At 74.0% G+C, this 13612-nt stretch carries 11 protein-coding genes; 2 read left to right on the top strand and 9 right to left on the bottom strand.

Annotated elements, in window-relative coordinates; genetic code table 11:
* Positions 1-11 precede the first annotated feature (11 nt).
* Together KSK32_RS09055 and KSK32_RS09050 are read right to left on the bottom strand one after the other, a co-directional pair.
* Positions 12-1556, bottom strand: coding sequence for an FAD-dependent oxidoreductase (locus tag KSK32_RS09055; RefSeq protein ID WP_216930323.1), 1545 nt, complete (start codon positions 1554-1556; stop codon positions 12-14).
* A 205-nt stretch (positions 1557-1761) separates the two neighbouring features.
* Complete coding sequence (locus KSK32_RS09050) at positions 1762-2241, bottom strand: MSMEG_6728 family protein (protein WP_216930321.1); 480 nt, start codon at positions 2239-2241, stop codon at positions 1762-1764.
* Positions 2242-2328: 87 nt separating this feature from the next.
* Here KSK32_RS09050 and KSK32_RS09045 point away from each other — a divergent pair, with 87 nt between their 5' ends.
* Positions 2329-4113, top strand: coding sequence for a TrkA family potassium uptake protein (locus KSK32_RS09045; RefSeq protein ID WP_254186983.1), 1785 nt, complete (start codon positions 2329-2331; stop codon positions 4111-4113).
* A gap of 63 nt (positions 4114-4176) precedes the next feature.
* Here the strand turns inward: KSK32_RS09045 and KSK32_RS09040 are convergent, their stop codons facing one another.
* The 3 genes from KSK32_RS09040 to KSK32_RS09030 all read right to left on the bottom strand — a co-directional run bounded on the left by KSK32_RS09040 (position 4177) and on the right by KSK32_RS09030 (position 8865).
* Positions 4177-5415 carry an APC family permease gene (locus tag KSK32_RS09040; protein WP_216930313.1) on the bottom strand — a complete coding sequence of 413 codons (1239 nt, stop codon included), beginning with the start codon at positions 5413-5415 and terminating at the stop codon, positions 4177-4179.
* Positions 5416-5489: 74 nt separating this feature from the next.
* Positions 5490-8042: a chitinase C-terminal domain-containing protein gene (locus KSK32_RS09035; protein ID WP_216930307.1), complete on the bottom strand. Its 2553-nt coding sequence runs from the start codon at positions 8040-8042 to the stop codon at positions 5490-5492.
* Between the two features lie 85 nt (positions 8043-8127).
* Positions 8128-8865, bottom strand: a complete 738-nt coding sequence (locus KSK32_RS09030) for a phosphatase PAP2 family protein (RefSeq protein WP_216935936.1) — start codon at positions 8863-8865, stop codon at positions 8128-8130.
* 141 nt (positions 8866-9006) lie between these two features.
* Here KSK32_RS09030 and KSK32_RS09025 point away from each other — a divergent pair, with 141 nt between their 5' ends.
* Complete coding sequence (locus KSK32_RS09025) at positions 9007-10215, top strand: DUF4032 domain-containing protein (RefSeq protein ID WP_216930300.1); 1209 nt, start codon at positions 9007-9009, stop codon at positions 10213-10215.
* Positions 10216-10225: 10 nt separating this feature from the next.
* On the opposite strand, the gene nagA is transcribed toward KSK32_RS09025, so the two are convergent.
* The 4 genes from nagA to KSK32_RS09005 are packed head-to-tail and all read right to left on the bottom strand — an operon-like array spanning position 10226 to position 13534.
* Entirely contained in the window at positions 10226-11335 is a 1110-nt protein-coding gene (nagA, locus tag KSK32_RS09020) for an N-acetylglucosamine-6-phosphate deacetylase (protein WP_216930298.1), read from the bottom strand.
* Entirely contained in the window at positions 11332-12264 is a 933-nt protein-coding gene (locus tag KSK32_RS09015) for an ROK family protein (protein WP_216930289.1), read from the bottom strand. The genes nagA and KSK32_RS09015 overlap by 4 nt, the downstream gene beginning before the upstream one ends.
* Complete coding sequence (locus tag KSK32_RS09010) at positions 12261-12608, bottom strand: hypothetical protein (protein ID WP_216936511.1); 348 nt, start codon at positions 12606-12608, stop codon at positions 12261-12263. The genes KSK32_RS09015 and KSK32_RS09010 overlap by 4 nt, the downstream gene beginning before the upstream one ends.
* A complete protein-coding gene (locus tag KSK32_RS09005) occupies positions 12605-13534 on the bottom strand; it encodes an SIS domain-containing protein (RefSeq protein WP_216930287.1) in 930 nt (309 codons plus the stop codon). Before KSK32_RS09005 ends, KSK32_RS09010 begins: the two co-directional genes overlap by 4 nt.
* Positions 13535-13612: the final 78 nt, after the last annotated feature.

Genomic DNA, 13612 nt, shown 5'->3' with positions numbered 1-13612 from the left:
TTTTTGTCCGCTCAAGGCCGTTTCGGGCCGACCTTGCCAGCCAGCAGGCCGCGCGGACGGATCGACCGGACCGGCTCGGCCGCCGCGCCCTCGGCACGCAGGATGTGGTTCGCGGCGATGATCCCGGTGGCCGCCGACCGTTCCATCAGGGCACTCGGGAACTCCGTGCGGATGCCGTCCCCGGCCAGGTAGAGGCCCGGCGCATCGGTCTCCACCCCGGGACGCCAGGCGTGGCTGCCCGGCGTGAACGCCGGGGCCTGCGCCTCGACGCGGGCCCGCAGCTCGCGTACCCGTAGGCCGGCGACCTCCGGCCAGAGCGCGGTCAGCTCCCGCAGCATCCGCGCCGCCAGCTCGTCGGCCGGCACGTCCGGCTCGCAGGCGTACGCGTGCAGTTCCACCACCGAGCCGCCGGTCCGCTCGGCCCAGCGGCGCGGTTCCTCCTCCAGCCGGTGGTAGAGCGTCACCGAGTCCAGCGTCGGCTGCCGGGAGACACCGCTGAACACCGCGCGGTCGGCCCGGACGTCCCCGTCCATCCAGTAGCGCGCCACCGCGTACGGCGGCCCGGGCGTGCCGAACGCGGGCATCCGCGCCACCAGCTCGGGCGCCGCCGCGACCAGGCCGGGGGAGGCGTCGACCAGCGCGGCGAGCGCCGGCGGGTCCACCGCCAGCACCACGTGCGGCGCCTCCCAGACGTCGCCGTCGGCGCCGGTCACCCGCCACCCCGCCGGGGTACGGTCCAGCCGGGCCGCCGCCGCGCCGGTCAGCACCCGGCCGCCGTGCTTCTCCACGTACCCGGTCAGCGGCTCCCAGATCGCCGTGCCGTAGTCCCGGTCCGGGCAGTCGAAGGCCAGCCCCTCCGGGTTGCCGAGCAGATAGAAGTGGAACTGCGCGATCATCTCGGCGGCCGACATCTCCGCCTCGTGGTTGAAGAACGAGTGCGAGAAGACCTCGAACAGCATGGCCCGCGCCCGGTCCGGCAGCCGAAGCGAGGTGAGCAGCTCGTCGGCGGTCCGCTCGTCGAACTCCTCGTAGGTGCGTACCGGGTCGTAGGTGAGCAGCGGCAGCGCCGCGTCCCGGTCCATCGTGCGCAGGTCGGCCAGGCGCAGGCTGGGGCTGCGCAGCAGCAGCGCCAGCAGGTTCGCCGGCGGTGCGGGCGGCAGCTTGCCGAACTCCTCGGTCGGCCACTGCTCGGACAGGATCGGGTAGCCCGGGATCGGCTTGAGGAAACCCAGCGCCGGGTCGACCCGGCGCAGGATCGACCGCCAGTTCCAGTACTGCCGGAAGAACGCGTGGAATCCGTGCTCGTTGCGCTGGACGCCGTCGGGCAGCTCCTCCGGCCACGCGCCGAGCCGGCCGCCGAGATGCGGCGCGGCCTCCAGCACCGTCACCGCCACCCCGCGCTCGGCCAGCACCACCGCCGCCGACATGCCGGCGATGCCGCCGCCGACCACCAGCGCCGGGACCGGTCGCGGCACGCGGTCGACGCCACCTCCGCCCGGGTCCACCACGTGCTCGCGTACGCCGATCAGGCGACCTACCACTTGCGACAGACTCACGGGGACTTCCTCCAGTCGGCGGTCCCCCCAGTTTGCCCGAGCTGAAAGGAAGGGGCCCCTTTTAACGCATACGGATGTGCGGGGCCCCTTCTTAACGCCGGGGCGGCCCGCGCGCTGCGTGCGCCGCGGGGTGCGGGCGGGGGCAGGTGCCGTGTTAACAAGGGGCCCTTCCTCTACCGGAGGCGTTAATAAGGGGCCCTTCCTTTCACGGCAGGCAGTGGCGGGGGCGGTCGGACGGCGGCCAGACGTACTCCAGGTCGGGGGAGACGTCGGGGAACAGGTGTGCATAGTGGACCGGATCCTTGCGCAGCAGCGACGACCGGTGGCTGCGGTGCAGGTCGTCGCGGCCCAGCCAGGGCGGCAGCTCACCGGCGGCGGCCAGCTCCTCCTGGCTGCGGATCACCGAGATACCGCAGGCGGCGGCGAGGTCGGTGGCGAGCGTGCCGGCGCAGGTGTCGGCCCGGCCCGGCTCGCACCACACCGCGCACATGTCCAGCCCGTACCGGGTCAGCGCCTCCTCGTACCCGGCCCACATCTTCACCGCTGGGTGGTTGCGCCAGCCGTAGTCGGGCCGGGTCAGCCCGCGCAGCACCTGGATCGCCTCCACTCGCTGCTTGCCCAGCCGCTTCTGGTCCAGCGTGCGCGCGCTGGCCAGGAAGTCCGGATACGGCAGGAACGTCTGCATGCCGGTGCTCTACCCGTACCCGGCCCCACCATGCGTTCATGATCGCCGGGGCTGCGCGCATCGCGAGCGGCTGACTACGATCCGGACATGGCCGAGCCCCTGCGCGACCGCGCGCGCCGCGCGACCGGCTGGCGGCTCCGGATGAACGGTGACGAACGCCCCCACTATGTGGTCTGCGGCTCCGATCCGCTCGCCTACTGGGTGGTCCGGTCGCTGCTCGCGACCGACAGCGCCGACGGCCAGGTGCGGGTCACGCTCGTGGTGCCGGGCCGCCGCCGGTCCGAGGGCCCCGACGGGCGGGACGTGCCCGGGGTACGCGTGGTCACGGCGGAGCGCCTCGACGAGGCCGCGTTCCGCCGGGCCGGGCTGGCCGGCGCGGCCGGGCTGGCCCTGCTGCACCAGGACGACGTGGGCAACATGCACGCCGCGCTCTGCGCCCAGGAGGTCGAGTCGCGACTGCGCCTGGTGGTGCGGATGTTCAACACCAACCTGGCGGAAGGGCTGCGGCAGCTCTTCCCCGACTCGGCGGTGCTCTCCGACGCCTCGATCGCCGCCCCGGCCTTCGTCGCCGCCGCGCTCGGCGAGGTGGCGCCGACCCACTTCCGGCACGGCGGGCGCACGCTGTACGTGGCCCGCCGTGACGACGTACGCCCGCAGGACGTGGTCTGCGGCCTTGCCGTCACCACTGATCCGGACCTGGTGCGGGTGCTACCCGCGGACGAGGCGGCGGCCGACGTGGTGCTGGCCGAGGCGACCGGGCGGCCGGCGGGCACCGAGGTCGCCGCGCGGCGGCTGGTACGGGCGCGGCGTCGCCGGCAGCCGGTCGCCGTCCTGCTGCGCGCGGTCCGCCACTTCGCCACCCGCAAGATCGGTATCGCGGTGCTGGTGCTGCTCGGGGTGATCGCGGCGCTGGGCTGGCTCAACGCGCGGGCCGCCGACGTGAGCTGGAGCGAGGCGGTCTACCTGACCCTGGTCACCACGCTCACCGGCCAGGACCCGGACGTCAACAAGCCGGTCGCGGCCCAGGTGATGCAGGTGGTGCTCAACCTGGCCGGGCTGGCGCTGATCCCGCTGATCACGGCCGCGGTGGTCGACGGCGTCGTCAACGCCCGGCTGGCGCTGCACGCGGGCCGGGTCCAGCCGGACCGCTCCGGGCACGTGGTGATGGTCGGGCTGGGCAACATCGGCACCCGGGTGATGGCGCAGTTGCACGACTTCGGCGTCGAGGTGGTGGCGATCGACCGGAACCCGGACGCGCGCGGCGCCGCGCTGGCGCACCGGCTGGGGGTGCCGCTGATCGTGGGTGACGCGGGCCGGGAGGAGACGCTCCGATCCGCCTCGGTGGACACCTGCCAGGCCCTCGTGGTGGTCTCCACCGACGACGGGACGAACCTGCGGGCCGCGCTGATCGCCCGGTCTCTCGACCCGGACCTGCGCGTGGTGCTGCGGCTGTTCGACGGCGACTTCGCCGAGCGGATCCAGCAGGCGTTCGGCATCGGCATCTCGCGCAGCGTGTCCTATCTGGCCGCACCGGCCTTCGCGGCGGCCCTGCTGGATCGCGCGGTCGTCGCCACCATCCCGGTCGACCGGCACGCGCTGCTGGTCACCGAGGTGCCGGTGGTGGCCGGTTCCCCGCTGGACGGGCGTCCGCTCGGCGCGGTGGCGCGGCCCGGCGAGGTACGCCTGCTCGCGCACGCCCGGCCGAACCAGAAGGCGGACTGGTCGGCCGACCCGCGGATGGTGATCCAGGCCGGTGACCGGCTGACTGTGGTGGCCCGGCGGGCCGGGCTGACCGCCCTGCTCCGGGAGACCACACCCGCGCCGCCGCCCGCGCCCGCCGGCCCACCCGCTTCGCGCCGCCCGCAGGAGTGACGGGGCCGGGGTGACCGGGCGGGCCGGGGTTCCCGGACGCGCGTCGAGGGCGGCCGGGCCGCCTCAGGCCGGGCGACGGCGGCGGACGGCGTACCCGAGCGCGCCGAGGGCGAGCACGCCGAACCCGGCGAGCACGCTCGGCAGCGGCAGGTTGACTGCCAGCACCAGGCAGCCGGCCAGCCCCAGCGCGGCGAGCAGCCGTACCGGGACGCGCCGGTCCGGGTCGGCGCCGAGCGTCAGCGCCGACGCGTTGGTGATCGCGTAATAGACCAGCACGGTGCAGCTGGAGAAGCCGATCGCGCCCCGGATGTCGCCGACGGCCACCACGACGGCGACCACGGCGGCCACCGCCAGTTCGGCGCGGTGCGGCACCCGGTGGCGCGGATGGATTGCCGCCAGCGCGCCGGGCAGGTCCCGTCGGCGGGCCATCGCGAGCGTGGTCCGGCCGACGCCCGCCAGCAGGGACAGCAGCACCCCGGTCACGGCGACTGCCGCGCCGGCCCGGACCAGCCAGGCCAGCCCGGGGTGTCCGGCGGCGGTCACCACCTCGACCAGCGGCGCGTCGGTGGACGCCAGCCGGTCGGCACCGAGCACGCCGAGCGCCACCACCGCCAGCGTCAGGTAGATCGCCAGCACCGCGCCGAGCGCGAGCGGCACCGCCCGGGGGACGGTGCGCTCCGGGTCGCGTACCTCCTCGCCCAGCGTGGCGATCCGCGCGTACCCGGCGAAGGCGAAGAACAGCAGCCCGGCGGCGGTCAGTACGCCGGCCGCGCCGATGCCGGCCGGGCCGGTGAGCCGGTCGGCGGCCACCTGCGGCGCGCCGGTCACGGCGACGACGGCGAGCACCGTCAGCACCACCGCGACGAGAACCCGGGTGGCGGTGGCGGTCTTGCCGATGCCGCGCAGGTTCACCGCCGTCACCGCCGTCACCGCGAGGACCGCGACGAGCCGCGCCCGCCCCGGCCAAAGGTACGCCCCGACGGTCAGCGCCATCGCCGCGCAGCTCGCGGTCTTGCCCACCACGAATCCCCAGCCGGCGAGGAAACCGGCGAACGGGTGCAGCCGTTCCCGGCCGTAGACGTAGGTGCCGCCGGACTCGGGGTAGCGGACGGCGAGCCGGGCCGAGCTGGTCGCGTTGCAGTAGGCGACAAAGCCGGCGACCGCCAGCGCGACGAGCAGGCCGGTGCCGCCGGCCGCCGCGGCGGCCGGGGCGAAGACGACGAACACGCCCGCGCCGAGCATCGAGCCCAGACCGATGACCACCGCATCGCGTACGCCGAGTCGCCGTGCCAGCCGTTCCACAGCGGCAGCCTAGGGCGCTCGGGTGAACGGCCGGTGCCGCCGGCGGGGTTCCGCCGGCGGCACCGGGATCGGGTTCAGCAGGGCCCGTTGTCGGTCCACACGCCCTGGCTGTTGCTCCCGGGCACGTCTCCCTGGGTCCACCACCGCGAGGTCCACCGGTGTCCGCCGTGGGACACCACAGCGCCTCCGGGGTACGCGGTGCCCGCGGCCCAGGCCGGCGCGGCACACGCGCCACCGGTGGGTGACGGCGAGCCGGTGGGCGTCGGGGAGGCGGTCGGCGTCGGGGAGCCCGTGCAGGCACCCTGGTCGGCCCAGACCGCGGCGCTGCCCGGCGTCTCGCCCTGGGTCCACCACTTCGCGCTCCAGGTCCGCCCGGCGTGCGAGACGGTTGCACCGCCGGAGTACGCGGTGGCCGCCGACCAGGCCGGCGCGGTACAGGTGCTCCCGCCGGGCGGGACGGAACCGCTCGGGCTGGGCGACGGCGTGACCACCTCGCCACCGCGTGCCCAGTCCCCGGCCAGCGCGTACGTCTGGCCGCCGAACGCGAGTGTGAAGTTGGCCGGGCCGGAGATCGGGAGCTGATAGTTGAGCGTCACCTCGGCGTACGAGCCGGGGGCGATCGCGGCCGGTACGGTGAGGCGTACCCGGTTGTGGTCGCCCTTCAGTCCGCCCACGTTGCTGCCGGTGTGGCCGGTGGTGACGGTGGTGAGCGCCCAGCCGGACTGCTGGCTGAGTGTGGCCGGGGTGGTGGTGGGATAGTCGAACTCGAGGTGCGCGCCGGCCGGGATCGGTGCGCCGGTGTTGTTGGTCAGCCGCAGCTCGGGGTTGATCGGGTAGTTGTTGTCGCCGAGCGCGAAGCCGCCCATGCCGACCGCCACGTCCAGCGTCCGGGTGGGCATGGTGATGCCCGCCTTGCGGGCGCCGTACGCCGGTGCGGCCTTCAGCCGGTCGTAGAGCAGCGTGGTCAGCGTGTCGCCCATGCCGTACTGGCCCTTGGCGGAGTCGTAGGCGTAGTCGCCGGCGAGTTCCCAGATCATCACGCCGCCGAGGCCCTTGGCCGCGACGTAGTCGGCCTTGGCGGCGAGCGACTGGTCGTCCTCGGTGGAGAGGAAGACCTTCTTCTCCGCGTTCCACAGCCAGGGCGCGACCAGCGCTGCGGAGTAGTTCCGGGCGTAGCTGCCGCTGATCCGGTCGGCCGGGTCGGTGGCCGGGGTGAGGCCGTATCCGGCCAGGTAGTCGCCGGTGACGCCGGCCTGGAGGTTCTTCGCGTGCCACATCGGGTTGGCGCCGCCGGGCACCTCGTTGCCGGCGGCGTCGAGGTCGTGCCAGAGGTTGTCGATGCCGACCGCGCCGTTGCCGCAGGGGGTGGTGGAGCCGATCGAGCTACCGGTGCCGGCCGGGCACTTGGTCTGGTCGGGCAGCGCCGCCCGCCCCCACAGGCCGTTGGTGCCGCCGGTGACGCCCTGCCAGCCCCGGGTGTAGTAGGGCACGCCGATGTTCACCCGGCCGCTGGGCAGTGCGCCCCGGAAGTAGTGGTACGCCCAGTCGGTGTTCAGGTAGCCGATGCCGGAGTACGCGCCGTACACGCCGCCGGCGGCCAGCTCGGCGTCGTCGCCGTTGTCGTAGAGCGCCGCGTTCGGCCCGACGAAGTGGTTCCACGCGCCGTGCAGGTCGTAGGACATCGCGTTGACGTAGTCGAGGTACTGCAGCGCCTGGTAGGACTCCATCCCGCGCAGCAGCCAGCCGGACGCGGGCGCGGCCACGGTGAGCAGGTAGTGCTTGCCGTCGGTGGCGGCGGCGCGGTCGAGCTTCTCCCGCAACGTGCGCATCAGCACCTGGTACGAGGCGTTGAGACCGGCCCGCTTGGCGTCGGCCTGGGCGAAGTCGAGCGGGTTGCCGGCCTTGTTGTTGGAGGTGGGGTACTCGTAGTCGATGTCCACCCCGTCGAAGCCGTACGTGCGCAGGAACGTCACCACCGAGTCGGCGAACGTGTTGATGCCGGCGGTGTTCACCGTGTTGGTGCCGGTGGTGGTCATCCGGTAGAAGCCGCCGGAGTCGATGCGGTTGCCGCTGTCGTCGATGAAGCCGCCGGTCTCGGCCCAGCCGCCGACGCTGATCAGCGTGCGGACGCCGGGGTTCTGCTTCTTGTACTTGTTGAGCAGGTTGAAGTGCCCGGTGTACGGCAGGGTCGGGTCCATCTCGGCACCGGCCACGCCGGGCCAGGTCATGTTCGTCGCCGGGTTGTTCGCGGCGCCGGGGTTGCCCACGGAGATGCGGTTGCCGCCGTCGACGTGGGCGAACGCGTAGTTGATGTGGGTGACCTTCTGCCAGGGGATCTGGTTCACCAGGTAGGCCGGGGCGCCGTTGCGGCCGGTCCGCCAGCTGGTGAAGTAGCCGATGATCCGGCGGGTGTGGTCCGCTCCCATCTTCTCCCGGCCCGCGGTGTCGTAGACGGTGCAGTAGGGCACCGAGACCCCGGGCGTGCGGTAGAGCCCGTCGGGCCGGCACGCCTCGTCGTCGGCGGCGGCCGACCGGGCGTCCGGGGCGGCCACGACCACCGCCATCGTCGCGGTCAGCAGACCGGCGGCGCCGGTCGACAGCCAGCGGCTGATTCGTCTCGCAAGCACGCGCACCTCCTACATTTAACAAACTTAACTGTTAAGGTTCCTAAATGTATACCGGCGTCGATGCGCCGAGACAAGAGGCGGATTTCTAGCCGAGCTGCTCCGCCGGCCGGGCCCAGCCACCCAGCCGCGCCGGCAGGGGCAGGCTGTTCCAGGGCACCCGGCGCAACAGGCGGTCCAGCAGCAGGCCGAGCAGCAGCCCGGCGAGCGAGTCGGTCAGCCAGTGCCAGCCCAGGTAGACGGTGGTGCAGAAGACCACCGCCGGGGGCACCACCCGGACGACTGTGACCAGCCGGGGCGGCACGGTACGGCCGGACGTGCGCAGGAGCGGGGCCAGCAGCAGGGCCAGTACGCCGTACCAGACGATCGCGTTGGCGACGTGCCCGGACGGGTACGACTGCGCGAAACGGACCGGCAGGTCGTGCTGGAACAGCGGCAGCGTCTGCTCCGGCGACAGGAACGGCTCCTTGACCGAGGCGCTCGGTGCCGGGCGGGCCGTCCACACCTTCAGCGGGCCGATCGTGAAGAACGTGAGCACGAACCCGGCCACCGGCGGCAGCAGGGGCCGCACCGAGCGCAGCCGCAGCGCCAGCAGCACGCCCAGCCCGGCCGCGAGCAGCGTCAGCGGGGTGCCCTGGCCGAGCAGGTTCAGCGTCACGGCGACCCAGCGGGCGGCGGCCGGGCGGTTCTCGTCGGACCAGTCGGCGACCGCACGGTCGAGGCCGAACAGGTGACCGGAGGCGAGTGCGACGGTCAGCGCCACCACCGCTGCGAGCAGCAGCCCGTCGAACCACCACCCGGCCGGGCGGACCGGCCGCAGCCGCAGGTCACCGCGTACCCCCGAGGTCTGACGCACGCGACCACGCTACCGGCCGCCGGCGGCGGCCGAGCGGCGCGGGCATCGGCCGCTGTGTGCCCAGCCACGAAGGGAGGCGCGGCGCGGGGGTCAGCGGTCACACTGGTTGCCGTGCGGATCACCTCGGCTCTCGTCGACCCGGCGCTGCTCGACCTCCCCTGGTCGACCCCGCTGGAGCAGTGGCCTGCCGAACACCTGGTGGCGCTGCCGCAGGGCATCTCCCGGCACGTCGTGCGGTTCGTCCGGCTCGGCGGGTACGTCTACGCGGTGAAGGAGACCGGCGAGCGGGTCGCCGAACGGGAGTACGACCTGCTGCGGGCGTTGGAGCGGATCGACTTCCCGTCGGTCGAGGCCATCGCGATCGTCGCCGACCGGCAGACCGACGACGGCGAGCCGCTGGACCCGGTGCTGATCACCCGGCACCTCCAGTTCTCGCTGCCCTACCGGGCGCTGTTCTCCAACACGCTGCGACCGGAAACGATGACCCGGCTGCTCGACGCGCTGGCCGCGCTCATCGTCCGGATGCACCTGACCGGCTTCTTCTGGGGCGACTGCTCGCTGTCGAACACGCTGTTCCGGCGGGACGCGGGCGCGTTCGCCGCGTACCTGGTCGACGCCGAGACCGGCGCGCTGCACCCGTCGCTGTCCAACGGCCAGCGCGGCGAGGACCTGGAGATCGCCCGGGTCAACATCTTCGGCGAGGCGCTCGACCTCCAGGCCGCCGGCCTGCTGCACGAGTCCATCGACCCGGAGGTGGTCTGCGAGGAGGTCGTGCGGCGCTACGAGCGGCTCTGGCACGAGATCACCTACGAACAGCAGGTCGAGCGCGCCGCCCGGCACGACATCGAGCGCCGCATCCGCCGCCTCAACGAGCTGGGCTTCGACGTGGCGGAGGTGGCCATGTCGACAGTCGACGACGGGCGCTACCTGGTCCGGCCGAAGGTGGTCGACGCGGGCTACCACACCCGGCGGCTGCTGCGCCTCACCGGCCTGGACGCCGAGGAGAACCAGGCCCGCAAGCTCCTCAACGACCTGGACGCCTACCGGCTGGAGAGCGACCTGACCGACGAGCAGCAGGCGGCGCACCGCTGGCTGACCGAGGTCTTCGAGCCGGTGGTCCGGGCCGTCCCCGGGCACCTGCGGAACAAGCTGGAGCCGCAGGAACTGTTCGCCCAGATCATCGAGCACAAGTGGCTGCTCTCCGAGCAGGCCGGGCGGGACGTCGGAATGCGCCGGGCGGTGCAGTCGTACCTGGCCGACGTGCTGGTGCACCGCCCGGACGAGCAGGCGGTGCTCGGCGTCGAGGTGCCCACCACCTGACGGCTGCGGATCACTCCACCCAGTCGCCGCCGCGCATCACCCGTACCACGTTCAGGTCGTCGTCCAGCACCACCAGGTCGGCGCGCAGCCCGGCGACCAGCGCACCCACCCGGTCGCCCAGGCCGATCGCGCGGGCCGGGGTGGTGGCGACCATCCGGCAGGCGTCCGGCAGGGCCACACCCGCGCCGACCGCGTGCCGCAGCGCCGCGTCCATGGTGAGCGTGCTGCCGGCGATCGCGCCGTCGCGGCTCAGCCGGGCCACCCCGCCGGACACGGTGACCGCCTGGCCGCCCAGCTCGTACTCGCCGTCGGGCATCCCGGCGGCGGCCATCGCGTCGGTGATCAGCGCGGCCCGCTCCGGGCCGGCCACCGAGGTGGCGAAGTCGAGCATGCCGTCGTGCAGGTGCACGCCGTCGGCGACCAGCTCGCACACCACGTTCGGGGCCTCCAGCAGCGCCACCACCGGGCCGGGCTCGCGGTGGTGCACCGGGCGCATCCCGTTGAACAGGTGGGTGCCCACGCTCGCTCCAGCCGCCACCGCCGCCCGCGTCTGCTCCCAGGTGGCGTCGGTGTGCCCGACCGCCGCGACCACGCCGTGCGACACCAGCAGCTCGATCGCCTTGGTGGCACCGTCCCGCTCGGGGGCGATGGTGACCATGCGTACGGCGCCGCCGCCCAGCTCGATCAGCTCGCTCAGCTCGGCGGTGGACGGGTCGCGCAGGAACTCCGGGTTCTGCGCGCCGCAGCGGTCGGCGGACAGGTACGGGCCCTCGAAGTGGATGCCGGCGAGCACGCCCTCCTCCACCAGCGGCCGGTAGGCGGCGGTGGCGTCGCGCATCAGCTCGAACGGGGAACTGACCAGGCTGGCCAGCAGCGTGGTGGTGCCGTGCCCGCTGTGGAACGCGGCGGCCTGCCGCGCCGACTCCGGGTCGCCGGTGGTGAACGTGTGCCCGCCGCCGCCGTGGGTGTGCATGTCCACGAAGCCCGGCACGATCCAGTGGCCGTCGCGCACCGACGGGTACTCGGCGACAGCGCTGATCCGCCCGTCCGTGATCTCCACGCAACCCTGCCGGATGACGCCGGTCGGGGTCACCACCTTGCCGGTCACGCGCCGGGTCATCGACTCTCCTTCGCCAGGGTGTCCAGGGCCAGCAGGGCGGCGCCGAGGCAGCCGGCCTCGTCACCGAGGTCGGCCGCGACGAGGCGCGGCTCGCGGTGGAAGGTCAGCCGCTCGCGCAACGCCGTCCGCAGCGGGCCGAACAGCCGGGGACCGGCCTGGGCCAGACCGCCGCCCAGCACCACTGTCGACACATCGTAGAGGGCCTGCCCGGTGGCGAGCCCGTCGGCGAGCGCCTCGACCGCCTCCTGCCACACCTCGGCGGCGAGCGGTTCACCGGCGGCCGCCCGGTCGGCCACCTGGGCGGCGGTGGTGGGCACGCCGGACAGCTCGGCGTACCGGCGCCCGATCGCCGAGGCGGACGACACCGCCTCCAGGCAGCCGATCCGCCCGCATCCGCAGCGCGGGCCGCCGGGGCGTACCAGGATGTGGCCGATCTCCCCGGCGGCGCCGTGCGCGCCGGTCGCGGCCGACCCGTCGACCACGTGGGCGGCGGCGATGCCGGTGCCGATCGCGACGAACAGGACATGGCCGGCGTCCCGTCCGGCGCCGAGCCGGGCCTCGGCCAGGCCGCCCGCCCGCACGTCGTGGCCGAGCGCCGCGGGCAGTCCCAGCCGCCTGCCCGCCAGCTCCCGCAGCGGTACGTCCCGGAAACCCACGTTCGCCGACCAGACCGCCACGCCACGCGCCTCGTCGACCACCCCGGGTACGACGATGCCGCAGGCCACCGGCGTACGGCCGTCGGCGCGGGCCTTGCCGGCCAGCCCTTCGGCCACGTCGAGGATCGTGCCGGCCACCGCCTCCGGGCCGCGCTCGGCGCCGGTGGCGTGCCGTTCGGTGTGCACGGTCGTGCCGTCCGGCCGGACCAGGGCGCACTTCATCCCGGTGCCGCCCACGTCCAGCGCGACGACGACCTCGTCGCCCCGGCTCATGCCGTCTGCCGGCTGGGCATGCGCTCACGGCCCTCGCTGCGCTCGGTGCGTTCGCTCATGCTGTGCCGGCTGGGCATGCGCTCGCGGCCCTCGCTGCGCTCGGTGCGTTCGCTCATGCTGTGCCGGCTGGGCATGCGCTCGCGGCCCTCGCTGCGCTCGGTGCGTTCGCTCATGCTGTGCCGGCTGGGCATGCGCTCGCGGCCCTCGCTGCGCTCGGTGCGTTCGCTCATGCTGTGCCGGCTGGGCATGCGCTCGCGGCCCTCGCTGCGCTCGGTGCGTTCGCTCATGCTGTGCCGGCTGGGCATGCGCTCGCGGCCCTCGCTGCGCTCGGTGCGTTCGCTCATGCCAGGACCACGGACCGGGTCAGGTGCCGGGGCGCGTCCGGGTCGAGGCCGCGGCTGGTGGCGAGCGCGACCGCGAAACGCTGGGCCAGGATCAGGTCGGCCATCGGGTCGACCGGGTTGCGCCCGGCGGCCCAGCTCGTGAGCACCGTGCGGCAGCCGTGGGTGCGGCTGTGCACGAACGCGGCGCCGGTGGCGGCCACGTCCTCGGGCAGCCCGTCCGGGATCTCGCCGAGCGCCCAGACCAGCCGGCCGGGCGCGGCGACCGAGATCGGACCGTGCCGGTAGTCCATGGCCGGGTACGCCTCGGCCCAGAACGTGGCCGCCTCGCGGCACTTCAGCGCGGCCTCCTGGGCCAGCCCGACGGTCCAGCCGCGGCCGAGGAAGGTGACCTGCTCGATGCCGGCCGGGTCGATCGGGAGCGGGGCGCGTACGGCGACCTCAGCGTCGGCGGCCAGGCGGCCGAGGTCCTCGCCGAGGTGGGCGCGCAGCAGCGCGAGCGCGGTGGTGGCGAAGCGGGTCTGCACCACCGACCGCTCGTCGGCGAAGGGCAGCGCGACAGTGGCGTCGGCGAGCGCAACGGCGGCCGAGTCCGGGTCGCCGACCAGGACCGTGGCGGGGATCCGTCCGCGCAGCGCGGTGAGCAGGTCCAGCACCTCGGTGGTGGTGCCGGAGCGGGTGATCGCGATGAGCCGGTCGTAGTGCCGGCCGGCCGGGAACTCGCTGGCCTGGAAGGCGTCGGTCTCGCCCTGGCCGGCGGCTTCACGCAGCCCGGCGTACGCCATGGCCATGAACCACGACGTGCCGCAACCGACCACGGCGACCCGCTCGCCGGGGCGCGGCAGGTGTGCGGCGACGGTCGGGGCGAGTCGCGCCGCCTCCCGCCAGCAGTCGGGCTGGCTCGCGATCTCCGCGTGCACGTACGCCATGACAACTCCTCGCCAGGGGAGACTTTGCGCAATACGGCGCGATACGGCCGCCTTTCGCGCGTCATTCTGCGCGAAGTG

Source organism: Micromonospora sp. WMMB482 (genome assembly GCF_019038635.1).
GTDB lineage: Bacteria > Actinomycetota > Actinomycetes > Mycobacteriales > Micromonosporaceae > Micromonospora > Micromonospora marina.
Note: the sequence above shows the minus strand (reverse complement) of the source record. Positions and strands in the feature narration are given on the sequence as shown.

Excerpts from the sequence above, each read along its gene's own strand:
- KSK32_RS09050 (WP_216930321.1), bottom strand. The coding sequence starts at position 2,241 with ATGCAGACGTTCCTGCCGTATCCGGACTTCCTGGCCAGCGCGCGCACG.
- KSK32_RS09045 (WP_254186983.1), top strand. The coding sequence starts at position 2,329 with ATGGCCGAGCCCCTGCGCGACCGCGCGCGCCGCGCGACCGGCTGGCGG.
- nagA (WP_216930298.1), bottom strand. The coding sequence starts at position 11,335 with ATGACCCGGCGCGTGACCGGCAAGGTGGTGACCCCGACCGGCGTCATC.
- KSK32_RS09015 (WP_216930289.1), bottom strand. The coding sequence starts at position 12,264 with ATGAGCCGGGGCGACGAGGTCGTCGTCGCGCTGGACGTGGGCGGCACC.
- KSK32_RS09010 (WP_216936511.1), bottom strand. The coding sequence starts at position 12,608 with ATGAGCGAACGCACCGAGCGCAGCGAGGGCCGCGAGCGCATGCCCAGC.
- KSK32_RS09005 (WP_216930287.1), bottom strand. The coding sequence starts at position 13,534 with ATGGCGTACGTGCACGCGGAGATCGCGAGCCAGCCCGACTGCTGGCGG.